24 protein-coding genes are annotated in these 25,791 nt (G+C 53.1%); 12 read left to right on the top strand and 12 right to left on the bottom strand.

Features of this window, described 5'->3' with window-relative positions; translation table 11 throughout:
• Positions 1 to 68 precede the first annotated feature (68 nt).
• From dkgA to FDW97_RS04120, 3 genes are all read left to right on the top strand, one after another.
• On the top strand, positions 69 to 896 hold the full coding sequence (dkgA, locus tag FDW97_RS04130) for a 2,5-didehydrogluconate reductase DkgA (protein WP_038633879.1): 828 nt from the start codon (positions 69 to 71) through the stop codon (positions 894 to 896).
• 188 nt (positions 897 to 1,084) lie between these two features.
• Positions 1,085 to 2,539: a DASS family sodium-coupled anion symporter gene (locus tag FDW97_RS04125; protein ID WP_137350683.1), complete on the top strand. Its 1,455-nt coding sequence runs from the start codon at positions 1,085 to 1,087 to the stop codon at positions 2,537 to 2,539.
• Positions 2,540 to 2,582: 43 nt separating this feature from the next.
• Positions 2,583 to 3,038 carry an HIT family protein gene (locus FDW97_RS04120; RefSeq protein ID WP_042310999.1) on the top strand — a complete coding sequence of 152 codons (456 nt, stop codon included), beginning with the start codon at positions 2,583 to 2,585 and terminating at the stop codon, positions 3,036 to 3,038.
• A gap of 55 nt (positions 3,039 to 3,093) precedes the next feature.
• Here the strand turns inward: FDW97_RS04120 and FDW97_RS04115 are convergent, their stop codons facing one another.
• On the bottom strand, positions 3,094 to 5,265 hold the full coding sequence (locus FDW97_RS04115; protein WP_137350682.1) for a YgiQ family radical SAM protein: 2,172 nt from the start codon (positions 5,263 to 5,265) through the stop codon (positions 3,094 to 3,096).
• A gap of 198 nt (positions 5,266 to 5,463) precedes the next feature.
• On the opposite strand from FDW97_RS04115, the gene FDW97_RS04110 reads away from it, so the two are divergent.
• Entirely contained in the window at positions 5,464 to 6,939 is a 1,476-nt protein-coding gene (locus FDW97_RS04110) for a TrkH family potassium uptake protein (RefSeq protein WP_137350681.1), read from the top strand.
• Positions 6,940 to 6,955: 16 nt separating this feature from the next.
• Here the strand turns inward: FDW97_RS04110 and ftsP are convergent, their stop codons facing one another.
• From ftsP to FDW97_RS04090, 4 genes are all read right to left on the bottom strand, one after another.
• Entirely contained in the window at positions 6,956 to 8,368 is a 1,413-nt protein-coding gene (ftsP, locus tag FDW97_RS04105; protein ID WP_038633892.1) for a cell division protein FtsP, read from the bottom strand.
• A gap of 71 nt (positions 8,369 to 8,439) precedes the next feature.
• Positions 8,440 to 9,177, bottom strand: a complete 738-nt coding sequence (gene plsC / locus FDW97_RS04100) for a 1-acylglycerol-3-phosphate O-acyltransferase (protein WP_038633894.1) — start codon at positions 9,175 to 9,177, stop codon at positions 8,440 to 8,442.
• 194 nt (positions 9,178 to 9,371) lie between these two features.
• The gene (gene parC / locus FDW97_RS04095) at positions 9,372 to 11,630 is read right to left on the bottom strand and encodes a DNA topoisomerase IV subunit A (protein ID WP_137347619.1); all 2,259 of its coding nucleotides are present in this window, start codon (positions 11,628 to 11,630) and stop codon (positions 9,372 to 9,374) included.
• Positions 11,631 to 11,723: 93 nt separating this feature from the next.
• On the bottom strand, positions 11,724 to 12,119 hold the full coding sequence (locus FDW97_RS04090) for a YgiW/YdeI family stress tolerance OB fold protein (RefSeq protein ID WP_038633899.1): 396 nt from the start codon (positions 12,117 to 12,119) through the stop codon (positions 11,724 to 11,726).
• 151 nt (positions 12,120 to 12,270) lie between these two features.
• Between FDW97_RS04090 and qseB the strand changes: the two genes are divergently transcribed.
• The 4 genes from qseB to FDW97_RS04070 all read left to right on the top strand — a co-directional run bounded on the left by qseB (position 12,271) and on the right by FDW97_RS04070 (position 15,312).
• Positions 12,271 to 12,930: a quorum sensing response regulator transcription factor QseB gene (qseB, locus tag FDW97_RS04085; protein ID WP_032940770.1), complete on the top strand. Its 660-nt coding sequence runs from the start codon at positions 12,271 to 12,273 to the stop codon at positions 12,928 to 12,930.
• The gene (gene qseC, locus FDW97_RS04080) at positions 12,927 to 14,276 is read left to right on the top strand and encodes a quorum sensing histidine kinase QseC (protein ID WP_069324346.1); all 1,350 of its coding nucleotides are present in this window, start codon (positions 12,927 to 12,929) and stop codon (positions 14,274 to 14,276) included. The genes qseB and qseC overlap by 4 nt, the downstream gene beginning before the upstream one ends.
• Before the next feature lie 109 nt (positions 14,277 to 14,385).
• On the top strand, positions 14,386 to 14,967 hold the full coding sequence (locus FDW97_RS04075) for an NAD(P)H-dependent oxidoreductase (protein WP_006688047.1): 582 nt from the start codon (positions 14,386 to 14,388) through the stop codon (positions 14,965 to 14,967).
• A 30-nt stretch (positions 14,968 to 14,997) separates the two neighbouring features.
• Positions 14,998 to 15,312 carry a putative quinol monooxygenase gene (locus tag FDW97_RS04070; RefSeq protein ID WP_069324347.1) on the top strand — a complete coding sequence of 105 codons (315 nt, stop codon included), beginning with the start codon at positions 14,998 to 15,000 and terminating at the stop codon, positions 15,310 to 15,312.
• A 99-nt stretch (positions 15,313 to 15,411) separates the two neighbouring features.
• On the opposite strand, the gene parE is transcribed toward FDW97_RS04070, so the two are convergent.
• From parE to nudF, 5 genes are read right to left on the bottom strand one after another with little or no spacing between them, the layout of a single operon-like run.
• Complete coding sequence (parE, locus tag FDW97_RS04065) at positions 15,412 to 17,304, bottom strand: DNA topoisomerase IV subunit B (RefSeq protein WP_005123094.1); 1,893 nt, start codon at positions 17,302 to 17,304, stop codon at positions 15,412 to 15,414.
• Positions 17,305 to 17,332: 28 nt separating this feature from the next.
• Positions 17,333 to 17,914: an esterase YqiA gene (gene yqiA, locus FDW97_RS04060; RefSeq protein ID WP_137350680.1), complete on the bottom strand. Its 582-nt coding sequence runs from the start codon at positions 17,912 to 17,914 to the stop codon at positions 17,333 to 17,335.
• On the bottom strand, positions 17,914 to 18,741 hold the full coding sequence (gene cpdA, locus FDW97_RS04055) for a 3',5'-cyclic-AMP phosphodiesterase (RefSeq protein WP_069324348.1): 828 nt from the start codon (positions 18,739 to 18,741) through the stop codon (positions 17,914 to 17,916). Before cpdA ends, yqiA begins: the two co-directional genes overlap by 1 nt.
• A 24-nt stretch (positions 18,742 to 18,765) precedes the next feature.
• On the bottom strand, positions 18,766 to 19,188 hold the full coding sequence (locus FDW97_RS04050; RefSeq protein ID WP_003024582.1) for a DUF1249 family protein: 423 nt from the start codon (positions 19,186 to 19,188) through the stop codon (positions 18,766 to 18,768).
• The gene (gene nudF / locus FDW97_RS04045; RefSeq protein WP_038633920.1) at positions 19,185 to 19,817 is read right to left on the bottom strand and encodes an ADP-ribose diphosphatase; all 633 of its coding nucleotides are present in this window, start codon (positions 19,815 to 19,817) and stop codon (positions 19,185 to 19,187) included. The genes FDW97_RS04050 and nudF overlap by 4 nt, the downstream gene beginning before the upstream one ends.
• A 199-nt stretch (positions 19,818 to 20,016) precedes the next feature.
• Here nudF and tolC point away from each other — a divergent pair, with 199 nt between their 5' ends.
• From tolC to FDW97_RS04030, 3 genes are all read left to right on the top strand, one after another.
• Complete coding sequence (tolC, locus tag FDW97_RS04040; RefSeq protein ID WP_110496816.1) at positions 20,017 to 21,495, top strand: outer membrane channel protein TolC; 1,479 nt, start codon at positions 20,017 to 20,019, stop codon at positions 21,493 to 21,495.
• A 148-nt stretch (positions 21,496 to 21,643) separates the two neighbouring features.
• The gene (locus FDW97_RS04035; RefSeq protein WP_006688037.1) at positions 21,644 to 22,321 is read left to right on the top strand and encodes a DUF1190 family protein; all 678 of its coding nucleotides are present in this window, start codon (positions 21,644 to 21,646) and stop codon (positions 22,319 to 22,321) included.
• 5 nt (positions 22,322 to 22,326) lie between these two features.
• On the top strand, positions 22,327 to 23,487 hold the full coding sequence (locus tag FDW97_RS04030; protein ID WP_038642878.1) for a glutathionylspermidine synthase family protein: 1,161 nt from the start codon (positions 22,327 to 22,329) through the stop codon (positions 23,485 to 23,487).
• A gap of 84 nt (positions 23,488 to 23,571) precedes the next feature.
• On the opposite strand, the gene ygiD is transcribed toward FDW97_RS04030, so the two are convergent.
• Positions 23,572 to 24,360 carry a 4,5-DOPA dioxygenase extradiol gene (ygiD, locus tag FDW97_RS04025; protein WP_121529553.1) on the bottom strand — a complete coding sequence of 263 codons (789 nt, stop codon included), beginning with the start codon at positions 24,358 to 24,360 and terminating at the stop codon, positions 23,572 to 23,574.
• A 147-nt stretch (positions 24,361 to 24,507) separates the two neighbouring features.
• On the opposite strand from ygiD, the gene zupT reads away from it, so the two are divergent.
• Positions 24,508 to 25,281 carry a zinc transporter ZupT gene (gene zupT / locus FDW97_RS04020; RefSeq protein ID WP_038633928.1) on the top strand — a complete coding sequence of 258 codons (774 nt, stop codon included), beginning with the start codon at positions 24,508 to 24,510 and terminating at the stop codon, positions 25,279 to 25,281.
• A gap of 66 nt (positions 25,282 to 25,347) precedes the next feature.
• On the opposite strand, the gene FDW97_RS23405 is transcribed toward zupT, so the two are convergent.
• A complete protein-coding gene (locus FDW97_RS23405) occupies positions 25,348 to 25,524 on the bottom strand; it encodes a hypothetical protein (RefSeq protein WP_069324349.1) in 177 nt (58 codons plus the stop codon).
• Between the last annotated feature and the right edge of the window lie 267 nt (positions 25,525 to 25,791).

The raw sequence follows: 25,791 nt of genomic DNA, 5'->3' as shown, positions 1-25,791 counted from the left end.
TATACCAGACTTAAGTCACACCTAACTCACCGGAGCTTGCTCCGGTGACTGTAATCCAGGGGGGAATTATGACCGGTCCAACCATTATCAAGCTACAGGATGGTAACGTCATGCCGCAACTGGGCCTGGGGGTCTGGAAGGCAAGCAACGAAGAAGTCATTACCGCTATCCATAAAGCACTGGAAGTGGGTTATCGTTCGATTGATACCGCCGCCGCATACAAAAACGAAGAAGGTGTCGGCAAAGCGATACGTAATGCCGGCGTGCCGCGGGAAGAGTTATTCATCACCACCAAGCTGTGGAATGATGATCAGAAACGCGCCCGGGAAGCCTTACTCGAAAGCATGGAGAAACTCCAGCTCGATTACCTCGATCTTTACCTGATGCACTGGCCTGTTCCGGCGATCGATCACTACGTTGAAGCGTGGGAAAACATGATCGATCTGCAAAAAGAAGGGCTGATTAAGAGCATCGGCGTGTGCAACTTTCAGATCAATCATCTCCAGCGCCTGATCGATGAAACTGGCGTTCATCCCGTGATCAACCAGATAGAACTGCACCCACTTATGCAGCAGCGCCAGCTTCATGCCTGGAACGCCACGCATAAGATCCAGACCGAATCCTGGAGTCCATTGGCGCAGGGCGGGAAAGACGTCTTCGACCAAAAGATCATCCGTGACCTCGCAGAGAAATATGGTAAATCACCAGCGCAGATTGTCATCCGCTGGCATCTGGATAACGGTCTGGTGGTTATTCCGAAATCGGTGACGCCTGCCCGTATCGCTGAAAACTTTAACGTCTGGGACTTCCGCCTGGATAAAGAAGAATTAGGCGAAATCGCGAAACTCGATCAGGGCAGACGGCTGGGACCAGACCCGGACCAGTTCGGCGGTTAATCTCTTCTCTCCGGCCCGACACTCCCGTCGGGCCTTGCTGGCAATGAAATATCAGGAAACAATTAACATACATATATTGATGTATTTCTTGCAGTCGCTGGAGCAGCATTACGCAACATAACCTGTTAATTATTCAATAAATATATTCATCTAATGAATATATTTACCACACCTATAGGTGCGTAATCGTGGCTGATAAAAAAAGTAATGGCGTCAAATGGCTCCCATTAATTCTTATAGTACTCATTTCTGCCGGTCTCTGGCAGCTTACTCCCCCCACTGGGTTAAGTGCGCCAGCCTGGCATTCGGCAATTATCTTCGTTGCCACCATCGCCTCTATTGTGGCGAAAGTCTTACCCATCGGCGCGGTCGGCATTATTGGTATTACGGTGTTCGCGCTCGCCTATGCTGCCGGCGATAAAACCGCCAGCGGCGCCATCACCACGGCACTCAGCGAACTGAACAGCTCACTTATCTGGCTTATCGTCGTGGCCTTTATGATTGCCCGTGGGTTTATCAAAACCGGCCTCGGACGACGCATTGCGTTGCAGATGATCCGACTGCTCGGCAAGCGCACACTGGGACTCGCCTACGGTCTGGCTTTTGCCGATCTGATCCTCTCTCCCGCTATGCCGAGTAATACGGCGCGCTGCGGCGGCGTCATCTATCCGATTGCCGACTCTCTGGCGCGTAGTTTCCATTCGAACCCGGAAGATGAGTCCCGCAGTAAAATCGGCACCTTTCTTATCACCTGTATTGGCAACGTCAACGACGTGACGGCAGCACTGTTTATGACCGGCTATACCGGCAACCTGCTGGCAGTAAAACTGGCGGCCAACGCCGGGGTTACGCTGACCTGGGGCGGCTGGTTTATGGCGGCGCTGCTACCTTGTCTGGTCTCTTTGCTGCTCGTTCCGCTACTGGTCTACTGGCTGGTGCGCCCGGAAATCAAACACACGCCGGATGCCCCTAACCTGGCGCGCAAAGAGCTGGCGGAAATGGGCCGCATGTCACGCGGTGAATGGCTGATGCTGGCAACCGTCGGCGTACTGCTGGTGCTGTGGATTTTTGGCGATACGCTGGGCGTTGACGCCACCACCGCCTCGTTTGTAGGGCTGTCGATTTTATTGCTGAGCGGCGTGCTGAGCTGGGAGGACGTCAAAAGTGAGAAAGGGGCATGGGATACGCTGATATGGTTTGCCGCGCTACTGATGATGGCGAATCAGTTGAAAAAACTGGGCTTCACCACCTGGTTTGGCAATCTGATTGGCGATAGCCTGAGCAGTACTATGCACGGGACCAGTTGGGTGATCGTCCTGCTACTGCTGAACGCCGCCTATTTCTATACCCACTACTTTTTTGCCAGCGGAAATGCGCAGATTGCCGCGCTGTATGCCGTTTTCCTCGGCGTCGGGCTGCATCTGAATATTCCCGCGGCCCCCACGGCGCTAATGCTGGCCTTCACCAGCAGTTTGTACTGCTCGCTCACCCAGTACACTCATGCTCGCGGTCCAATTCTGTTTGGCGCAGGGTACGTTCCAACGGGCGTCTGGTGGCGCACAGGATTTATCATCAGCCTGTTTAACCAGGCGGTCTTTATTACCGTGGGTCTGTTGTGGTGGAAGGTGTTGGGTCTGTACTAAACTGACTGCGTTCTGAGGAATACCTTACCTGCGGAGAAAAGGAATGACCTGTATTTTCTGTCAAATTGTTGAAGGCAAAGCGCCCTGCCATAAGGTATGGGAAGACGAGCACCACCTGGCTTTTCTGTCGATTTTCCCGAACACCGACGGTTTTACCGTGGTGATCCCGAAAAAGCATTACCCGAGCTATGCCTTCGATATGCCGCCGCAGGCGTTAGCGGACCTGATGCTGGCGACCCAAAAAGTGGCTAAGAAACTGGATAAGGCTTTCCCGGATGTTAGTCGTACGGGAATGTTCTTCGAAGGTTTCGGCGTAGACCATGTGCACAGTAAATTAAGTCCCATGCACGGTACTGGCGATTTAACCCACTGGAAACCGATTGAATCGCGGCAGAACAAATTTTTCGAGCAGTATGAAGGATATCTGTCGTCACACGATCATGAACGGGCTGATGACGAAAAACTGGCCGCATTAGCGGCCAGAATTCGTGAGGCATAAATACTGATCTCTTCTGCCCGATAGCGGTGCAAGCACCTTATCCGGGCAAGACAGATTAACGTCCCGCCACTTTCCCGCGTTTTTTGTTCGCGGCAGGCGTCTGACGCTGGTGCGCCACTGGCGTGTGTTTGGTCAGCGCCGGACGAGTATGACGGTTCTGGCGACGCGCTTCGCGCATCTCTTCCAGCGTAGGCGCCGGAACCAGACATTCGCGACGCCCGCCGATCAGATGCTTTTTACCCATATCTTCCAGCGCCTGGCGGATTAACGGCCAGTTGGCTGGATCGTGGTAGCGCAACAGGGCTTTATGCAGACGACGCTGCTTATCACCTTTCGGCACCACCACGTCTTCACTCTTATAACCAATTTTACCCAACGGGTTTTTCCCGGTGTAATACATGGTTGTGGAGTTCGCCAACGGCGATGGATAGAAGTTCTGCACCTGATCCAGACGGAAACGACGTTGTTTCAGCCACAGCGCCAGATTCACCATATCCTCATCACGCGTACCCGGGTGCGCGGAGATAAAATACGGGATCAGGTACTGCTCTTTACCGGCCTGTTTAGAGTAGGTATCGAACAATTCCTTGAAGCGATCGTAGCTGCCCATCCCCGGCTTCATCATCTTCGACAGCGGGCCTTCTTCAGTATGCTCTGGCGCAATCTTCAGATAGCCGCCCACGTGATGGGTAGCCAGCTCTTTGATATAGCGTGGGTCTTCCACCGCGATGTCATAGCGCACACCGGATGCGATAAGGATCTTTTTAATGCCTTCGAGATCACGCGCCCGGCGATAGAGGTTAATTGTCGGCTCATGATTGGTATCCATGTGCGGACAAATATCCGGATAGACGCATGACAGACGACGGCAGGTTTGCTCCGCACGCGGTGACTTACAGCGCAGCATATACATGTTCGCCGTTGGGCCGCCGAGATCGGAAATCACGCCGGTAAAGCCCGGGACGGTGTCGCGAATGGCTTCGATTTCATTGATGATCGAATCTTCAGAGCGACTCTGGATGATACGGCCTTCGTGCTCTGTTATCGAACAGAACGAGCAGCCGCCAAAGCAGCCACGCATAATGTTGATCGAGAAACGGATCATCTCATAGGCCGGTATACGGCTGTCGCCATACGCCGGATGCGGTACACGCTTGTACGGTAACGCAAAGACGCTGTCCATCTCTTCGGTAGACAGCGGAATAGCTGGCGGGTTGATCCAGATGTAGCGATCGCCATGCTTTTGCATCAACGCACGCGCGCAGCCAGGGTTAGTTTCGTGGTGCAGGATACGAGACGCATGCGCATACAGCACTTTATCGCCCTTCACTTTTTCGAAGGACGGTAGCAGCACGTAGGTTTTTTCCCACGGTTTCGGACGCGGTGGCTGCACGGTGACCGCTTTCGCTTCCTGCTTTTTCGGTGCGACAGGTTTGTTATCAGCACACGGCAGATCTTCACCGTAAGGATGCGGGATCGGGTCAATCTTGCCTGGCGTGTCGAGACGCGTAGAATCCACCCCACTCCAGCCCGGCAACGCTTCTTTAACCATAATAGCGGTGTTACGCACATCGCGGATCTGATCGATAGTTTCCCCCATCGCCAGACGATGCGCCACTTCCACCAGCGGACGTTCGCCGTTGCCGAACATCAGCATATCGGCTTTCGAATCCACCAAAACGGAGCGGCGAACGGTATCAGACCAGTAATCGTAGTGCGCGGTGCGGCGCAGGCTGGCCTCAATGCCGCCAAGAATAACCGGCACATCTTTCCATGCTTCTTTACAGCGCTGGGTATAGACCAGCGTGGCGCGGTCCGGACGTTTACCCGCCACGTTGTCCGGCGTGTAGGCATCATCATGGCGCAGTCGGCGATCGGCGGTATAACGGTTGATCATCGAGTCCATGTTGCCAGCGGTCACACCAAAGAACAGGTTCGGTTTACCCAAACGCATAAAATCGTCTTTGTTGTTCCACTCCGGCTGGGCGATAATTCCGACGCGAAAGCCCTGAGCTTCCAGCATACGGCCACAAATCGCCATACCAAAGCTTGGGTGGTCGACGTAGGCATCGCCGGTCACCAGAATGATGTCGCAGCTATCCCAGCCAAGTTGGTCCATTTCGTCACGTGACATCGGCAAAAACGGTGCCGGGCCAAAACAGGCAGCCCAGTACTGCGGCCAGGAGAAAAGGTCTCTGTCCGGTTGGATCAGGGATATTGCGCTCATAGTGCTTCCAAAAATGGTAAAAAAATAATCAAAGGCCGGGGATTATACGCTGTATGTCGGCAAGAAATGAAGTGGAGTCTGAACCAGACCAGTAGAAAGTTGTATAAATTGTTAAATTTTACGACAGCCATTTTTATCAATCATAATTAACACCATGCCGGCCAGCTGAGATCACTCTTTTCGGCGGGGGATTTTTCATTGCGACTCAACGATTCACTGCATATTTCCCAGTTACGGGTTGTTGTTCACCTGTGCGGATTTCTGGTTCTTCTCTACAGCTTCTCCATGCTGCCGCCGATGACCATCGCTCTGTTAAATAAAGAGCGGAGCTTTTTCGCATTTTTCAGCACATTTATGACTTTCTTTACCCTTGGCGGCGGGGCGTGGCTGGCAACCAAACATGCGGGAATTCAACTGAGAACCCGGGATGGATTCGTCATTATCGTTTTGTTCTGGCTACTGTTTTCGTTTATTAGCGCAATGCCGATGTGGATGGACGATGGCTTAAATCTCTCCTTTGCCGATGCCCTGTTCGAAGGGGTTTCCGGGATTACCACCACTGGCGCAACGGTGATTGGCGACGTCAGCGCCTTGCCGAAATCGTATCTTTACTATCGTGCTCAGCTCAATTTTATTGGCGGCCTGGGCGTTATTGTCCTCGCCGTGGCGGTATTACCGCTGCTGGGTATTGGCGGCATGAAACTGTATCAGTCTGAAATGCCTGGCCCCTTCAAAGAAGAACGCCTCACGCCAAGGCTTGCCGATACCGCACGTACGCTGTGGTTGACCTACGTCATTCTGGGTCTTATTTGTACTCTGGCCTACTGGGCTGCCGGGATGTCGTTTTTCGACGCCTTATGCCACGGGCTGTCGACGGTCTCTCTTGGCGGATTTTCCACTCGCAGCGAGAGCATCGGCTTTTATAACAGCCACACTATAGAACTCGTCGCCGGGCTGTTCTCACTGTTATCCGCGTTTAACTTCACCCTCTGGTACGTTGCTATTGTAAAACGTACCTTCAAGCCCTTTCGTCGTAATGCCGAGCTGCGTTTCTTTCTGCTAATTGCGCTGGTGGTCACGCTGATCGCCACCTGGCAGGTCTGGCGGGCAGGTATGTACGGGCTAACGGACAGCCTGGTGCATGCCTTTTTTCTGGCCAGCTCCATGCTGACGGATAATGGCCTGTCAACGGCGGATTACGCGCAGTGGCCCTCGCACACGATCTTCATGCTGCTTAGCGCCAGCTTCTTCGGCGGTTGTGTGGGATCGACGTGCGGGGGAATTAAAGTGCTGCGCTTTTTGATTATGTTCAAGCAGTGCCGCCAGGAATTACACCAGCTCGCGCATCCTCGCGCCCTGCTGAACATCAAAGTGGGTAACAGCGTGGTAAGCGACAGGGTGGTGCGTTCGGTATGGAGCTTTTTCTTTCTCTACGTTTTGTTCACCAGCTTTTTTATCTGGGCGCTCAATCTGATGGGCTACGATCTCTTCTCCTCTTTCGCCACCGTCGCCGCCTGCATCAACAATATGGGGCTGGGATTTGGCGTTACCGCCACGACGTTTGGCACGTTAAATGAGGAGGCAAAGCTGCTGATGTGCGCGGCCATGATCATGGGGCGTCTGGAGATTTACCCCATACTGATCCTGTTTTCGCGCATGTTCTGGCGGGCGTAACGCAAACCCCGGCGCGTTACGGCGCCGGGTTCACCAGGATCTGACCGATCGAGCCACGATCCGCCATTTCCAGCGTCTGGCTGTTAAAGTAGAACGGGAAATGCGCCCAGGAAGGCTGACCGTAATAAACCAGTAGCTCGACCTGACCATCTACCCAAACGGTATCTTTCCAGCCTCTGTCTTCCGGGAACGGCATCGCGCCGTTCACATTACGGATCAGGAACGAGACGCCCTCAATATGGAAAGACTGCGGCATATCCGCCCGCACCGTCCAGCGCTCCCAGGTACCCTGCTGCGCGGTAATATCCATGCGGTTGACGTCCCACAACTGACCGTTGATCCCCGGATCGTCATCCAGGCTGATATCACGGCTGCGAATCGGCGAACCGCTGAGGATCTCGGTTGGCAGCAGGCGCATTGGCAGGCTGTCAGTCACCAGCGGCAAGAGGCCGGTTGGTCGCAGAGTCAGCACCAGCGTGGAGATAAGAATACTTGATGGTTCAAAAAATCCCCGGATCCTGTCGACAATGCTGGCCGCCTCGCCACAGGTAATAGAGACCTCATTACCGTTAGTCATATCCACCAGGATCTCACGACGTTCGCCTGGCGCCAGCGAGAGCTGTTTCAATGAAACAGGCGCGGGTAAAAAGCCCTGATCGCTGGAAATCACATGCAGCGCACGGCCATCACTCATTTGCAGTTGGTAACGACGCGAGTTTGACGCGTTTAGCAAACGCAAGCGTACCCAACCGCGGGAGACTTCGACATACGGACTTTGCGCCCCATTAACCAGAAGCGTATCCCCAACAAAACCGCCGCTGCCAGGTTCGCTGTATTCCGGCGTCCCAAAGTTGTCCAGACGCTTGTCCTGGATAATGATCGGAAAATCATCCACGCCGTAATGGTTGGGAATAGACAGGGATTTACTGACCTCATCTTCAACCAGCCACATCCCGGCAAGACCGTTATAGACCTGCTGGGCAGTACGATTTGGCGTATTGGCGTGATACCACAGCGTGGCGGCATTCTGGCGGATCGGCAGCACTGGCGCCCAATCCGCATTAGGGGACATCATGCGCGCCGGGCCCCCCATCAGCGGACCTGGTACCTGTAATCCGGCGACGGTCATCGAGACATTTTCTGTCAGACGATTGCTGTAAATAAGCTTGACGTCATCCCCTTTCCAGACGCGAATTGTCGGTCCCAGGTAACGGCCGTTAATCCCCCAGACAGGCGCGCGCGTGCCTTGTGTAAAGGACCAATGCGCGCGTTGCAGCGTCATAAATAACGGCTGCCCCCGACGAGACTCCAGCAGTGGAGGCACAGGTAACGGTTGTTGCTGACCGGCAGCATTAGCCTTCAGCGGAACAGCGCCTGCACACAGTGCGATCCCCGATGCCTGAATGAACTGACGCCGACTGAATGACATATAAACTCCATGAAAAACTGGCGATTAACACGCAGGAAATCTTTTCCTGTAAAAAACCCGAATTGTGCGGATTAAACCTTACCGGCGGCTTCCCGCTCAGCAACTTCTTTATCGAGTTCTGCGATTTTTTGTTCCATCAGCGAGCGGCAATGCGCTGCCAGTTCACGAACCTGATCTTTACCAAAGTGGCTAATATCCACCGGCGGCAACATCTCTACAATCGCCAGACCATTATTGAGTCGGTTTAATTTGATCTTGTTCGAGGTTGTAGAAACGCAGACTGGAATGACCGGAACGCCTGCAGCAATCGCCGCATGAAACGCGCCGGTTTTAAACGGCAGCAGACCACGGCCGCGGCTGCGCGTCCCTTCCGGGAACATCCAGATAGAAATACGACGTTTTTTGAAATGGTTCACCACGGCTGCAATGGTGCTGTGCGCTTTAGCACGGTTGTTTCTGTCGATCAACAGGTTACCGGTTAACCAGTACAACTGCCCGAAGAACGGGATCCACAGCAGGCTTTTTTTACCCACCGTTACCGTCGGCGGCTGAACGATATTCGAAGCGGTAACCATGTCATAGTTGTTCTGGTGGTTACAAATATAGATAGCATTACCATAATTCTGCGCGTCTGCCGGCATGCGGCACTCGACCTTCAGGCCATAAAGGGGAGCCAGGCGGCCAAACATATGACCGAACGTTGCAACGTGTTTTGGATTCCGTGGGCTGAACAGACAGTATATACAACCGAAAATACAGACCAGAATGCAGTAAATAACAGTAATGATTAAACGAAAAATATATAACATAACAACCTCTAAGGCCTAAGAGCCTGGCATTTTACGTCACCGGATACATAACTCTGCATCAGGTTAGGGCTTTGTTAAGGCGGCTCTCTGGAAAAGCGTATTGTTAATCGCAACGCACGAATAAACAACGGTTTTACGGGAAATTTTAACGTTGGCTCTCCCTGAGCGAAAGCAGGGAGAGCCGGGCAGTCGCGTTATTCTTCGCTGTCGCCCTGACTGGCGCGTCGAGGCGAGTCAATTTCAATGCGATCGATACGCTGTAGACCACGCATCAGCGTGCCGCGACGACCGCGTTCGCCGGTCACTTTCTGCAACTCTTCAGGACGCAGTTTAATTTTGCGTTTACCGACGTGAATAGTCAGCGTGCTTTGCGGCGGCAGCACATAGAGCAGCGCCAGGCCATCTTCGCCTTTCGCCGCTTCTGCTGAAGGGATATTGATAATCTTATTCCCTTTGCCTTTCGACAGTTGCGGCAAATCGCTCACCGGGAACATCAACATCCTACCGGCCATCGTTATCGCCAGCAGCATATCGGTTTCATCTTCAATCACCACCGGCGGCATAACGCGCGCATTTTCAGGCAGCGTAATCAATGCCTTACCCGCACGGTTACGTGCTACCAGATCGTTGAAGGTACAGACAAAACCGTAGCCCGCATCGGATGCCATCAGCAGTTTCTGCTCGTCGCCTTCCATCAGCATATGCTCCACCGTCGCGCCCGGCGGCAGCGTGAGCTTACCGGTCAATGGTTCGCCCTGACCACGTGCCGACGGCAGCGTAATCGGGTCGATGGCGTAGCTGCGTCCGGTCGAGTCAACGAACACCACCGGCTGGTTGCTCTTGCCCTTCACTGCCGACTTAAAGCTGTCGCCCGCTTTATAGCTTAATCCTGGCGCATCAATGTCGTGGCCTTTGGCGCTACGCACCCAACCACTCTGAGACAATACAATGGTCACCGGCTCAGACGGCAGCATGTCGTGCTCGCTCATCGCCTTCGCTTCTTCGCGTTCCTGCAGCGGGGAGCGGCGATCGTCGCCATAGGCCTCGGCATCGGCCTGCAGCTCTTTCTTCAGCAGGTTATTCATTTTACGCTCGGAAGCGAGAATGGCCTGCAGTTGATCGCGCTCTTTCGCCAGTTCATCCTGCTCACCGCGGATTTTCATCTCTTCGAGTTTGGCAAGATGGCGCAATTTCAGCTCAAGGATAGCTTCAGCCTGCGTTTCAGAAATGCCAAACCGCGACATCAGCTCAGGCTTAGGTTCATCTTCATGACGAATAATCTCGATCACTTCGTCAATGTTGAGGAACGCCACCAGCAAACCTTCAAGGATATGCAGGCGCTTAAGCACTTTTTCCAGACGATAGTTCAGGCGACGACGCACGGTATCACGGCGGAACGCCAGCCATTCGGTGAGGATCTCCAGCAGGTTTTTCACCGCCGGGCGACCGTCGAGGCCAATCATGTTCAGGTTGATACGGTAGCTTTTTTCCAGATCGGTGGTGGCAAACAGGTGGTTCATTACCTGTTCCATATCCACGCGATTGGAGCGCGGGACAATCACCAGACGGGTCGGGTTTTCGTGATCCGATTCGTCACGCAGGTCGTCAACCATCGGCAGCTTTTTGTTGCGCATTTGAGCAGCGATCTGCTCCAGCACTTTTGCCCCGGAAACCTGATGCGGCAGCGCGGAAATCACCACCGCGCCGTCTTCTTTCGTCCATACCGCGCGCATACGCACGGAGCCGCGTCCGTTTTCGTAAATCTTACGAATTTCCGCACGCGAGGTAATAATCTCGGCTTCGGTCGGGTAATCCGGCCCCTGCACGATGTCCAGCAGTTGATCGAGCGTTGTTTTCGGCTGCTCAATCAGCGTAATCGCCGCTTTGGCGACTTCTCGCAGGTTATGCGGCGGAATGTCCGTCGCCATACCAACGGCAATACCGGTCGTACCGTTCAGCAGAATATTTGGCAGACGCGCAGGCAGCATCTTTGGCTCCTGCATGGTGCCGTCGAAGTTTGGCACCCAGTCCGACGTTCCCTGGCCGAGTTCACCCAGCAGGACTTCCGCATATTTAGACAAGCGGGATTCGGTATAACGCATCGCCGCGAAGGATTTGGGATCGTCGGGCGCCCCCCAGTTTCCCTGACCATCAACCAGCGGATAACGGTAAGAGAACGGCTGCGCCATCAGCACCATCGCTTCATAGCAGGCGCTGTCGCCGTGCGGGTGATATTTACCCAGCACGTCACCGACGGTACGGGCGGATTTTTTAAATTTGGCGCTGGCATTCAGCCCCAGTTCGGACATTGCATACACAATGCGACGCTGAACGGGTTTCAAACCATCGCCAATAAATGGCAACGCCCTGTCCATGATGACGTACATGGAGTAGTTCAGATAGGCGTTTTCCGTGAATTCATGCAGCGCCAGGCGCTCTGCCATATCGCTCATTAATCGTGGTTCCTCAACTTTGTACCCCTCTATTGAAGGGCAATATTGCCGCAGATACTACCCTATCTGGCGCGAATGCGGCCCTGATGGGGATTATTTAGCAACTTTGCTAATCTGTTTCACGTCGATTTCAACGGAGTTCCAGTCTTTATCCACTTCGCCCTGGATCTCAACCACATCCTGCGGGGTTACGGTTACGCCGTTCCAGCGCTTATGGTCAATATCCACATTCACCGTGCCGGTCGCATCTTTAAACACATACAAATCGTCGGAAATACGCTCAACGATGTTCCCACGCAACGTAACCCAAGCGTCATCGCGCAGCGATTTAGCACTTGCTACCGTCGTGATGCTGCCGTTCGGGCCGACAAACCCGCCGCTTTGGCTTTGCGTAGTCGTCGTTGGCCCAGAGAAGCCGCCCTGCTGCGCTGCCAGAACAGGTGCGGAACACAGTGCCATTACGGCAACCATTGCAGCTAATTTTTTCATCGTCATGTCTCCCTTTCATGTTGGTTTACGACTATTAAATAAGTTAATCCTTAACAAGTTCTTAAGGAAAAAAAAGATTCTTTTTTGCTGTACAGATGCGGCGGCGACAAGGTTTACTGACGGCAAAGAGAGTTTTCGCAGGGAAGAATATATGCGCATTTTACTGGTTGAAGATGATACGTTGATTGGCGATGGCCTTAAAACCGGTCTGAGTAAAATGGGTTTTAGCATCGACTGGTTTACCGAAGGACGTCAGGGGAAAGAAGCACTCTACAGTGCCCCGTATGATGCGGTAATCCTCGACCTGACGCTGCCAGGCATAGACGGACGGGATATCCTGCGCGAGTGGCGAGCCAACGGGAAGCAGGAACCGGTGCTGATCCTGACCGCCCGCGACGCGCTGGCAGAACGCGTTGAAGGCTTACGCCTGGGCGCGGACGACTATCTGTGTAAACCCTTCGCGTTGATTGAAGTTGCCGCCAGGCTGGAGGCGCTGGTGCGTCGTGCCAGCGGCCAGGCCAGCAACACATTACGCCATGGCGAGGTGACGCTTGATCCCGGCGCGCTGGTCGCCACGGCGGCTGGCGAACCGTTGTCTCTTAAGCCCAAAGAGTTCGCGCTGCTGGAGCTGCTTATGCGTAACAAGGGCCGCGTCCTGCCCCGCAAACTGATTGAAGAAAAACTGTATACCTGGGACGAAAACGTCTCCAGCAATGCGGTTGAAGTACACGTCCATCACTTACGCCGTAAGCTCGGCAGCGACTTTATCCGTACCGTGCATGGCATTGGCTACACCCTGGGTGACGCATGAAACTCGCACAACGTCTCAGCCTGCGCATCAGGCTAACGCTTATCTTCATGATTTTAGTTTTAGTGACCTGGCTGATTTCCAGCTTTGTCGCGTGGAAGCAAACCACCGATAACGTGAATGAGATGTTCGACACGCAGCAAATGCTGTTCGCCAAGCGTCTGGTCACGCTGGATCTTGATGAACTCAAAGCCTCTGAACGCATCGCGCATACCCCGAAAAAATTCAAACATGGTCATATTGACGACGATGTACTGACCTTTGCGGCCTACACGCCAGAAGGGAAAATGGTTCTTCACGATGGAGATAATGGCCAATACATTCCCTACAGCTATCGCCGGGAAGGTTTTGACGATGGCTATCTGAATGGCGACAACGATAAATGGCGTTTTGTCTGGCTGACTTCCGCAGATAAAAAGTATCGAATCGTTGTCGGCCAGGAATGGGAGTATCGTGAAGATATGGCTTTAGCGATTGTGACAGCACAATTGGTGCCGTGGTTGGTCGCTCTGCCGCTGATGCTGTTAATCCTGATTGTGTTGTTAAGTCTTGAACTTAAGCCACTGAAGAAACTGGCGCAGGCGCTACGTTTACGCGACCCGGAATCAGAAGAACCGCTCAGTTTGAAAGGCATTCCTGGCGAGGTCCGCCCGTTGGTTGAATCACTCAACCAACTTTTCACCCGTATTCATACCACCATGGTGCGTGAACGGCGCTTTACTTCAGATGCCGCTCACGAGTTGCGTAGTCCATTGACGGCGCTGAAAGTGCAAACCGAAGTGGCGCAACTGTCTGACGATGACCCGCAGGCACGGCAAAAAGCCTTAATGCAGATGCAGGCCGGGATCGATCGCGCCACGCGTCTGGTCGATCAGTTACTGACGCTTTCGCGCCTTGACTCCCTCGACAATCTTCAGGATGTGGCGGAAATCTCGCTGGAGGAGTTGCTGCAATCTTCGGTGATGGATATCTACCATTCGGCCCAGCAGGCGCATATTGACGTACGTTTGCAGATTAACGCGCACGGCATCACATGTACCGGGCAACCGCTGTTACTCAGCCTGATGGTGCGAAATCTGCTGGATAATGCGATTCGCTATAGTCCACGGGGAAGTATTGTGGAAGTGACGCTCAACGCCCGCAATTTTAGCGTCAAAGATAATGGTCCAGGTATTGCGCCGGAAGTTCTGATGCACATTGGAGAACGCTTTTATCGCCCACCGGGGCAAAGCGTGACCGGCAGCGGTCTGGGGCTGTCAATTGTCCGTCGCATCGCGACCTTGCACAGAATGTCAGCCTCGTTTGGTAATGCGCCGCAAGGCGGCTTTGAAGCTAAAATCAGTTGGTAACTGCGTTATTATTGCTCACTCAGCAAAAGACTTTGCACATTTTGCTAATTTCACCGTACCGATCATCAGCGTAGAATCGGCCTCAAACGTTATTCTTTGAGGACACAAAATGAGCAATATCCTGATTATCAACGGTGCGAAAAAATTTGGCCATTCTAATGGGCAATTGAATGACACCCTGACCGAGGTCGCGGACGGTATCCTGCGCGACCTCGGGCATGATGTTAGAGTCGTACGCGCTGACAGCGACTATGATGTGCAAGCAGAAGTGCAGAACTTCGTCTGGGCAGACGCCGTTATCTGGCAAATGCCGGGTTGGTGGATGGGCGCGCCGTGGACGGTGAAGAAATACATTGATGACGTGTTCACTGCCGGGCACGGTACGCTGTACGCCAGCGATGGCCGCACGCGTTCAGATGCGTCAAAAAAATACGGTTCCGGCGGACTGATTCAGGGCAAAAAATACATGCTGTCTCTGACCTGGAACGCGCCGATGGAAGCCTTTACGGAAAAAGATCAGTTCTTCCATGGCGTTGGGGTTGATGGCGTTTATCTCCCATTCCATAAAGCAAACCAGTTCCTGGGAATGGAAGCGCTGCCGACCTTTATCACCAATGACGTGATTAAAATGCCGGATGTCCCGCGTTATATCGCAGAATATCGCAAGCATCTGAACGAAATTTTTGGTTAACTGGTAACCTGGAATTAGAAGGAGTTAACCATGCTTACCGTTATTGCAGAAATCCGTACACGTCCAGGTCAACATCACCGCCAGGCGGTACTGGATCAGTTCGCTAAAATCGTTCCGATCGTTTTACAGGAAGAAGGTTGCCACGGCTACGCGCCGATGGTCGATCATGCTGCTGGCGTCAGTTTTCAGACTACAGCCCCGGATTCAATCGTCATGATTGAACAGTGGGAAAGCATCGCCCACCTTGAAGCGCATTTGCAAACTCCGCATATGAAAGCCTACAGCGAAGCCGTCAAAGGCGATGTGCTGGAGATGAATATTCGTATTCTGGAGCCGGGCATTTAAGTTATTGTTCTGGCCGCCGGGCCAGATAAGCGTACGCCATCGGGCATGATGACCTTGCCGGATGGCGGCACAAACCGCCTTATCCGGCCTACATACCCCTTACCCTTCGAGATCCGCCAGGTCGCCTTTCTCCTGCAACCAGTTACGACGATCTTCAGAACGCTTCTTGGCCAGCAGCATATCCATTACCGCATTGGTGCGCTGATCGTCTTCATCATCGATGATGAGCTGCACCAGGCGACGAGTGTTCGGATCAAGCGTGGTTTCACGCAGTTGCATCGGGTTCATTTCACCCAGACCTTTAAAGCGCTGCACGTTCGGCTTGCCTTTCTTGCGCTTTAACTGCTCCAGTACGCCCGCTTTTTCTTCTTCCGTCAGCGCGTAATACACCTCTTTCCCGAGGTCGATACGGTATAACGGCGGCAGCGCCACGTACACGTGACCGTGTTTCACCAGCGTGCGGAAGTGTTTCACAAACAGTGCGCACAGCAGCGTGGCGATGTGCAGACCATCGGAGTCCGCATCCGCCAGGATACAGATCTTACCGTAACGTAACTGGCTCAGGTCGTCGCTGTCCGGATCGATACCGATCGCCACCGAAATATCGTGAACTTCCTGCGAGGCCAGCACTTCATCGGAAGAGACTTCCCAGGTATTGAGGATCTTACCTTTGAGCGGCATGATCGCCTGATATTCACGATCGCGCGCCTGTTTGGCCGATCCGCCCGCGGAGTCACCTTCGACGAGGAACAGTTCGGTGCGATTGAGATCCTGTGCGGTACAGTCCGCCAGTTTCCCCGGCAGCGCCGGACCGCTGGTCAGCTTTTTACGCACCACTTTTTTCGCCGCGCGCAGACGACGCTGGGCGCTGGAAATCGCCATCTCAGCCAGCAGTTCGGCTGACTGCACGTTCTGGTTCAGCCACAAGCTGAAGGCATCTTTCACCACCCCAGAGACAAATGCCGCGCACTGGCGCGAGGAGAGGCGCTCTTTAGTTTGCCCGGCAAACTGCGGATCCTGCATTTTCACCGACAGCACATAGGCGCAGCGATCCCAGATATCTTCCGCCGACAGCTTCACGCCCCGCGGCAGAATATTGCGGTATTCGCAGAACTCGCGCATCGCATCCAGCAGGCCCTGACGCAGACCGTTAACATGCGTACCGCCCTGCATGGTTGGGATCAGGTTTACATAGCTTTCGGTCAGCAGCTCGCCGCCTTCCGGCAGCCAGAGCAGCGCCCAGTCCACAGTTTCCGTCTCACCGCTAAAATTACCGATAAACGGTTTTTCCGGCAGGGTAGGCAGGCCATTCACCGCTTCGCTCAGATAATCATTCAGACCATCCTGGTAGCACCAGCGCTGTTCGCTATTGTTGACCTCATCTTTAAAGGTGATCTCAACACCCGGACACAATACCGCTTTAGCTTTCAGGACGTGCGTTAAGCGCGAAACGGAAAAACGCGGGCTGTCGAAGAAGGTTTCATCCGGCCAGAAGTGCACGCTGGTTCCGGTATTGCGTTTACCGCAGGTCCCGACAACCTGTAAATCCTGCACCTTATCGCCGTTCTCAAACGCGATGTTGTACACCTGCCCGTCGCGACGCACGTTTACTTCCACACGCTTCGACAGAGCGTTGACCACGGAGATACCCACCCCATGCAAGCCACCAGAGAACTGATAGTTTTTATTGGAGAACTTACCACCCGCATGTAAACGGCAGAGGATCAACTCAACCGCCGGAACACCTTCTTCAGGGTGAATGTCTACTGGCATGCCGCGGCCATCATCAATGACCTCCAGAGATTGGTCGGCATGTAAGATCACGTCCACACGTTTTGCGTGGCCCGCCAGTGCTTCATCCACACTGTTATCAATCACTTCCTGCCCAAGGTGGTTCGGACGGGTCGTATCGGTGTACATCCCAGGGCGACGGCGTACCGGCTCAAGCCCAGTGAGTACCTCAATGGCATCAGCGTTATAAGTTTGCGTCATGGTTTAAATAAGCAGTTCGAATTGATCGTCAGAAACTGTGCAGTCCAAGAAAATCGACAATCTGGTTGAAATAATCTTCGAAGCCCGTGAATGCGTGGTTTCCGCCCTCAGTAACTGTCTGGCGGCAGGAGGCGTAATACGCCACCGCCTGGCGGTAGTCCAACACTTCATCGCCCGTTTGTTGGAGCAACCAGATCAAATCCGGCGCTTCCAGCGGGTCAATCTGCATGACTTTAAGATCGTAAATATGGCGTGACTCTAGCACATATTGCTGCCCGGTGTAGGGGTTCTCGTTTTGACCGAGATAGTCGACCAGCAGTTCATAAGGCCGGACCGCCGGGTTCACCACCACCGCTGGCAGCATAAAACATTGTGACAGCCAGGTGGCGTAATAGCCGCCCAACGAGGAACCGACAATCCCCAGCGACTCGCCGCCATGCTCAAGAACGATCGATTCCAGCATCTCTGCGGCCTGAGCAGGATACGGCGGCAGCTGCGGTACAATCATCTCAACGTGCGGATGGTGCTCCGCCAGCCAGTTTTTTAGCAAACATGCCTTTGCCGAACGAGGAGAACTGTTAAATCCATGAAGATAAAGAAGCGTAGACATCAGTAACCTTCTGAAGCGGTATCAGGGTGAAACCGATTACCCTGCAGACGACACACCTGAGTCTGCAACGTACCGTCAGCAAATAGCTCCAGCGTACGCCAGCCGGGGCTGATGGTATCTAACGTGAAATTAGAACAATGCGGCTTAAACTGCACGCAGGTCGATGGCGTCGCCAACAGGCGGCGACCGTTCCAGTCCAGATCCAGTTCCTGATGAATATGCCCACACAGCAGATACTTCACGCGCGGATAGTTCACCAGCACGTTGTCCAGTTCGGCGGCATTGCGCAGACTGTGTTGATCGAGCCAACTGCAGCCCGCAGGCAGAGGATGATGATGCAGAAGCAGCAAGGTATTGCGTTCAGGCGCATCAGCAAGTTTACGCTCCAGCCATTCGAGCTGAAATTCGCTTAACTCGCCGTGGGGAACGCCAAACACCTGGCTGTCCAGCAACAAGATTTGCCACTGTTCGCCAATGAAGACGCGCTTAGCCGGGGAAATGCCCGCGTCCTGCAGCGAGCTGTACATTGCAGGCTGAAAATCATGATTACCCGGGAGCCAAACGCAGGGCGCACGAAAACTTGCGATGCCCTCAGCAAAATGCTGATAAGCCGCAGCGGATTGATCCTGCGCCAAATCGCCAGTCGCGACGATCAGATCGAACTCTGGCGACTCAGCATGTATTGCATCCAGTACGGATTGATAGCTGTCCCAGGTATTCACACCCAGCAGCGTTTCATGCTTTTCGGCAAACAGGTGAGTGTCTGTAATTTGTAAGATCCTGACTCTGGCCTCACCAGCCAAAGGAAGGGTTAACAGGCTTTCCAAATGGTGTCCTTAGGTTTCACGACGCTAATAAACCGGAATCGCCATCGCTCCATGTGCTAAACAGTACCGTAACCAGTCGGCCAGAAACTGGTTAATTTGATGCTTTTCGTCGCGTTGATGCAACTTTTTATTTGGATAATCATACCGTGCTTTGAAGCGAAAGATCTGCTGACTTGAACACACTTCAGCGACCCTCGCATCATGATACAGACGCACGGTTAAGGACGGCAGGCTCCAGTAAGTCACAGCCGGTGCAGTTTGTTCGATCGCGACAAGCGTAGTGTATCGGGTCGATTCAACGATCGTTAACCGATATTGTGCGTTTGCCACCTGATAGCTCACTGTTTCGCCGGCTGCGTCATTACGTGGCAACAGGCGGCGCAATTGCGAATAATTGGTTTCGCACAGGCGCATCATTTCAGGGAAGTCAGGTGTGTAACGCTTCATTTTTTCCACTCAGTTTTTAACTCTTGATAGTGCAGCTGTAACCATTGCAAAGCGATGACAGAAGCCGCGTTGTCGATTATCCCCTCTTCTACCCATTGGTAAGCCTGTTCCCGGCTCACCACATGAACACGAATATCTTCGTTTTCATCAGCCAGACCATGAATTCCGCTCGCGGTCGTGGCGTCCACTTCACCCACCATAATCGATGAGCGTTCGCTGGTGCCTCCTGGGCTTGCCAGATAACTCAGCACCGGTTTTACGCGTTTAACGTTAAGCCCGGCTTCTTCCATCGCTTCACGACGCGCGACATCTTCCACGCTCTCGCCTTCTTCGATCATCCCGGCCACCATTTCCAGTAGCCATGGGCTTGCGCTGGTATCAAACGCCGCGATGCGGATCTGCTCGACCAGCACAACTTCGTCCCGCTCAGGGTCAAAGGGTAGCAAGACTGCCGCGTGTCCGCGCTCAAAAATTTCGCGCTTTACCTCACCGCTCATACCGCCGTTAAACAAGCGATGGCGGAACCGATAAAGATCCAGTGAAAAAAATCCGCGGTATAGCGTTTCTCGTGCAATAATTTCTACATCATTTTTAGTGAAAGTCATTGGCAAGTTGTCTGGTTTACGCATTGTGCTGTCCTGAAACCAATAGTGTTTAAAATGTGAATTTCAAGGTCGTTTGACTGATGTTTCAACGCCCTTGTGTTAAATTGATGCAAATTAACGCCGTATGGCACGTAACGCCAACTTTTTGCAGTGGCGGATTCTGCTAGAATCAGCAAATATTTTTACAATTTGATCAGCGCTAAATACTGCTTCACAACAAGGAATGCAAATGAAGAAATTGCTCCCCATCCTTATCGGCCTGAGCCTGTCGGGGTTCAGTACTCTGAGCCAGGCAGAGAACCTGATGCAGGTTTATCAGCAAGCACGCCTGAGCAACCCGGAATTGCGTAAATCCGCCGCCGATCGCGATGCTGCATTCGAAAAAATTAACGAAGCGCGTAGCCCATTACTGCCGCAACTGGGATTAGGTGCCGATTACACCTACAGCAATGGCTACCGTGATGCAAATGGCGTCAACTCCAACGCCACCAGCGCATCTCTGCAGTTAACTCAGTCCATTTTTGATATGTCAAAATGGCGTGCCCTGACGCTGCAAGAAAAATCAGCGGGCATCCAGGACGTAACCTATCAGACCGATCAGCAAACGCTGATCCTGAATACCGCCACCGCCTATTTTAACGTACTGAACGCAATTGACGTGCTGTCTTACACCCAGGCACAGAAAGATGCGGTTTACCGTCAGTTAGATCAGACCACTCAGCGTTTTAACGTTGGCCTGGTCGCTATCACTGACGTGCAGAACGCCCGTTCACAATACGATACCGTGCTGGCAAACGAAGTTACCGCGCGCAACAATCTGGATAACGCAGTGGAACAACTGCGCCAGGTGACCGGTAACTACTACCCGGAACTGGCTTCGCTGAACGTTGACGGCTTCAAAACCAACAAACCGCAGGCGGTGAACGCACTGCTGAAAGAAGCGGAAAACCGCAACCTGACCTTATTGCAGGCGCGTTTGAGCCAGGATCTGGCGCGTGAACAGATTCGCCTGGCACAGGACGGTCATTTACCGACTCTGGACCTGACCGCATCTACTGGCGTATCTGATACGTCATACAGCGGTTCCAAAACCAACACCTCCCAGTATGACGACAGCAACATGGGCCAGAACAAAATCGGCCTGAGCTTCTCGCTGCCTATCTACCAGGGCGGAATGGTTAACTCGCAGGTGAAACAGGCGCAGTACAACTTTGTTGGCGCAAGCGAACAACTGGAAAGCGCACACCGCAGCGTGGTGCAGACCGTTCGTTCTTCGTTTAACAACATTAATGCGTCCATCAGTAGCATCAACGCATACAAACAAGCGGTTGTTTCTGCGCAAAGTTCTTTGGATGCGATGGAAGCCGGTTATTCCGTTGGTACACGTACCATCGTGGATGTATTGGATGCCACTACCACGCTGTACAACGCCAAGCAACAGCTGGCTAATGCGCGTTACACCTATCTTATCAATCAGTTAAACGTCAAATCCGCGCTCGGTACGCTGAACGAGCAGGATCTGGTGGCCCTGAACAATACGCTGGGTAAACCGGTATCCACTACCCCGGATACGATCGCCCCGCAAAACGCGCAGCAAGACGCCGCAGCGGATGGTTATACGTCCAACAGCACGACACCAGCGGCGCAGCCGACAGCCGCACGTACAACCAGCAGCAACGGCACCAACCCGTTCCGTAATTAATGCTGATGACGGGGCTTCGGCCCCGTCTGAACGTAAGACAACGTAAAGATCCGCCCCTTCCTGCGCATTCTCGCCTCTTCCCGCTTCAATTTCGACCAGTCATCCTCTATTCTGAGCAGTATTTACCACTGGGTCCTGGAAGACATAAATGAAACGGACAAAATCGATACATCACGCTTCGTTCCGCAAAAGCTGGAGCGCACGCCATCTGACTCCTGTCGCCCTGGCAGTTACCGCTGTGTTTATGCTCGCGGGCTGTGAAAAGAGCGACGAAACGGTTTCGCTTTATCAAAACGCGGACGACTGCTCAGCAGCGAATCCGGGTAAAAGCGCCGAATGTACCACCGCGTTCAACAATGCGCTGAAAGAAGCGGAACGTACTGCGCCAAAATATGCCACTCGCGAAGACTGTATCGCCGAATTCGGCGAAGGCCAGTGCCAACAAGCACCTGCGCAAGCGGGTATGGCGCCGACCGGCGAAGGCCAGGCTCAGGCGCAGAATCAAAGCAGCGGCAGCTTCTGGATGCCGCTGATGGCAGGCTACATGATGGGCCGACTGATGGGCGGCGGAATGGGCGCTCAGCAGCCGCTGTTCAGCTCGAAAAACCCGGCCAGCCCGGCATACGGCAAATACACTGACGCCAGCGGTAAAAACTACGGTGCAGCGACGCCGGGCCGCACCATGACCGTGCCGAAAACCGCCATGGCGCCGAAACCGGCCACCACCACTACCGTCACCCGCGGCGGATTTGGCGAATCTGTGGCTAAACAGAGCACCATGCAACGTAGCGCCAGCGGTACCACTACACGTTCAATGGGCGGCTGATGGTCATGGAAAGAGTCAGTATTGTTGAGCGCCCGGACTGGCGCGATAAGGCCACCGAATACGGTTTCAACTTTCACACCATGTACGGCGAGCCGTACTGGTGTGAAGACGCGTACTATAAGCTCACGCTTGCCCAGGTTGAAAAGCTGGAAGAGGTCACCGCAGAGCTGCATCAAATGTGCCTCAAAGTGGTGGAAAAGGTCATCGCCAGCGATGAGCTGATGACAAAATTCCGCATTCCGAAGCATACCTGGGGCTTTGTCCGCCAGTCCTGGCAGACACAGCAACCGTCGCTTTATTCTCGTCTGGATCTGGCGTGGGACGGCACAGGTGAACCCAAGCTGCTGGAAAACAACGCTGATACGCCAACGTCATTGTACGAAGCCGCGTTTTTCCAGTGGATCTGGCTGGAAGATCAGCTCAATGCCGGCAACCTGCCGGAAGGCAGCGATCAGTTCAACAGTCTGCAGGAAAAGCTGATCGAGCGTTTCACCGAGCTGCGTGAACAGTATGGTTTTCAACTGCTGCATCTGACCTGCTGTCGTGATACGGTCGAAGATCGCGGTACGATCCAGTACCTGCAGGATTGCGCTGCCGAGGCTGAGATCGCCACTGAATTCCTCTATGTCGAAGATATTGGCCTGGGTGAAAAAGGTCAGTTCACGGATATGCAGGATCAGGTTATTGCTAACCTGTTCAAGCTCTATCCGTGGGAATTCATGCTGCGTGAAATGTTCTCCACTAAGCTTGAAGACGCGGGCGTTCGCTGGCTAGAACCTGCCTGGAAGAGCATCATCTCCAACAAGGCGCTATTACCGCTGTTGTGGGAAATGTTCCCGAATCATCCGAACCTGTTGCCTGCTTATTTCGCCGAAGACGACTATCCGCAGATGGATAAATTCGTCGTTAAGCCAATCTTCTCGCGTGAAGGCGCTAACGTCTCCATCATCGAGAACGGGAAAACGATCGAAGCCGTGGAAGGGCCGTATGGCGAAGAAGGTATGATCGTCCAGCAGTTCCATCAGCTACCGAAATTTGGCGACAGCTATATGCTGATTGGCAGTTGGCTGATCAACGATCAACCCGCAGGCATCGGCATTCGTGAAGACAGAGCGTTGATCACTCAGGATCTCTCGCGCTTCTATCCGCATATTTTTGTCGAATAATCGTTGTGCCGGATGGCGACTCCGCTTTGCCCGGCCTACGGCATGAACCGTGGGCCCGATAAGCGCAGCGCCATCGGGCATTAATTACCCAACCTGCACCGACAGCATACTCAAACTGCCCATCTCAATACCGTCAACCGGGATCGTCACCGGTTCCATACCGTCCCATGCGCCCAAAACGTACAGCAGCGGCAGATAGTGATCCGGCGTCGGGTTCGATAACGATCCACCTTCATGATCGAGGTAGTTGACCAGCGGGTGCTGTTCAACCGGTCCCTGCCATGTCAGGTTGGCCTTCACATAATCGTTGAATGAGGTCGCCCACGGGTATGGCGTGTTCTCACCGTGCCAACGCGCAGTACGCAGGTTGTGTACCACATTACCGCTGGCCACCAGCATAATGCCTTCATCACGCAACGCCGCCAGTTTGCGACCCATCTCAAAATGCCAGGCCGCGGGTTTGGTACTGTCGACACTCAGCTGCACCATCGGAATGTCCGCATTCGGATACATCTTGATCAGCACGCCCCATGAGCCGTGGTCAAAGCCCCACGCTTCCTGGTCTAAGGTCACTGGCACCGGAGCAAGCATGTCAACCAGATGCTGAGCCAGTTCCGGTGAACCCGGGGCCGGGTAATGCGTGTCATACAGCGCCTGTGGAAAACCGCCAAAATCGTGGATTGTTTTTGGCGCTTCCATCGCCGTTACACCTGTTCCACGAGTGAACCAATGCGCCGACACCACCACAATGGCTTTCGGACGCGGCAACGTTTCCCCCAGTTGCTGCCAGGCACGGGTATAAACGTTATCTTCCAGAACATTCATCGGGCTACCGTGGCCCAAAAACAATGCTGGCATACGAGCTGAAGACATGATGATATCCTTACTGAGGGAGTCATTTTGATACCATTACAATACGCTTTTTCGGTTGATGAAGAACTCAGATAACCATGATGAAGATCATCAGTTATTTTGACGATCTGGCCCGAACAGCAGATTGATAAGGAGTTAGATTTGTCGATGTCAGTACCTTTACTTCTGACTTTACTGGCAGGCGCCGCCACGTTTATTGGCGCATTTCTCGGCGTGCTGGGGCAAAAACCCTCTAACCGCGTTCTTGCCTTTTCTTTAGGTTTCGCTGCCGGAATTATGTTACTGATATCCCTAATGGAGATGCTGCCCGCTGCGCTGGCCGCTGACGGCATGTCGCCGGTGTTGGGCTACGGGATGTTTATTGTGGGCTTGCTGGGCTACTTTGGCCTCGATCGTATACTGCCGCATGCTCACCCCCAGGATCTGGTGCAAAAAACCACGCAGCCTTTACCCGGTTCCATCCGGCGTACCGCGATTTTATTGACACTCGGCATTAGCCTGCACAACTTCCCGGAAGGAATTGCGACATTTGTTACCGCCAGCAGCAACCTCGAACTGGGCTTTGGTATTGCCCTTGCCGTCGCATTACACAATATTCCTGAAGGATTAGCCGTGGCGGGTCCGGTTTATGCGGCTACGGGATCTAAACGCACCGCGATATTCTGGGCCGGGATTTCGGGCATGGCAGAAATATTGGGCGGCGTACTGGCGTGGTTAATTCTCGGTAGTCTGATTTCGCCGGTAGTGATGGCGGCGATAATGGCGGCCGTCGCAGGTATTATGGTCGCGCTGTCCGTCGATGAATTGATGCCATTGGCAAAAGAGATCGATCCCAATAATAATCCCAGCTATGGGGTATTGTGCGGAATGTCGGTGATGGGGTTAAGTCTCGTCATTCTCCAGTCCATGGGAATCGGATAATCCAGAGGGCGGATGCCACCCTGCAAGTTTAACAGCATCCGCTCATCCATAGCAGAACGCGAAGGACTATTCCTGTCCCTTAACCGTGCCGTTATCTTCGCCAGATCGACGAAAGAGTTTGTTACGCGCCTCAAGCAGCGCATCTCTGTCCTGGCGGAACGCACGACAATAACGCTTCATATGACAATAATAACCCACCGCAACGAGTGCAATTAATACAATCCAATACCAGGCAATAAACATTCTTTTACCCTTAATATTTAACATCATTAAACATTTAACGTTAAAATTTTACACTACCTTATTCCAACCTACCCCTATAGTGGCATATTCCAGAAACAAATATATGATTTCGATCATATAAATAAGCGACTAAGCTAATAGCCCAGATCGTTATAAACAATTAAACTATGTCGACAAGATCACACAACACAATAATAAACATTGTTCTTAAAATATCTCGCCAATACTATTCAAATAATAAAAATTAGATTCTGCAGAACAATAAGC

The sequence above is a fragment of the Citrobacter sp. wls708 genome, assembly GCF_005281255.1.
In the GTDB taxonomy this organism is placed as follows: domain Bacteria; phylum Pseudomonadota; class Gammaproteobacteria; order Enterobacterales; family Enterobacteriaceae; genus Citrobacter; species Citrobacter werkmanii.
Note: the sequence above shows the minus strand (reverse complement) of the source record. Positions and strands in the feature narration are given on the sequence as shown.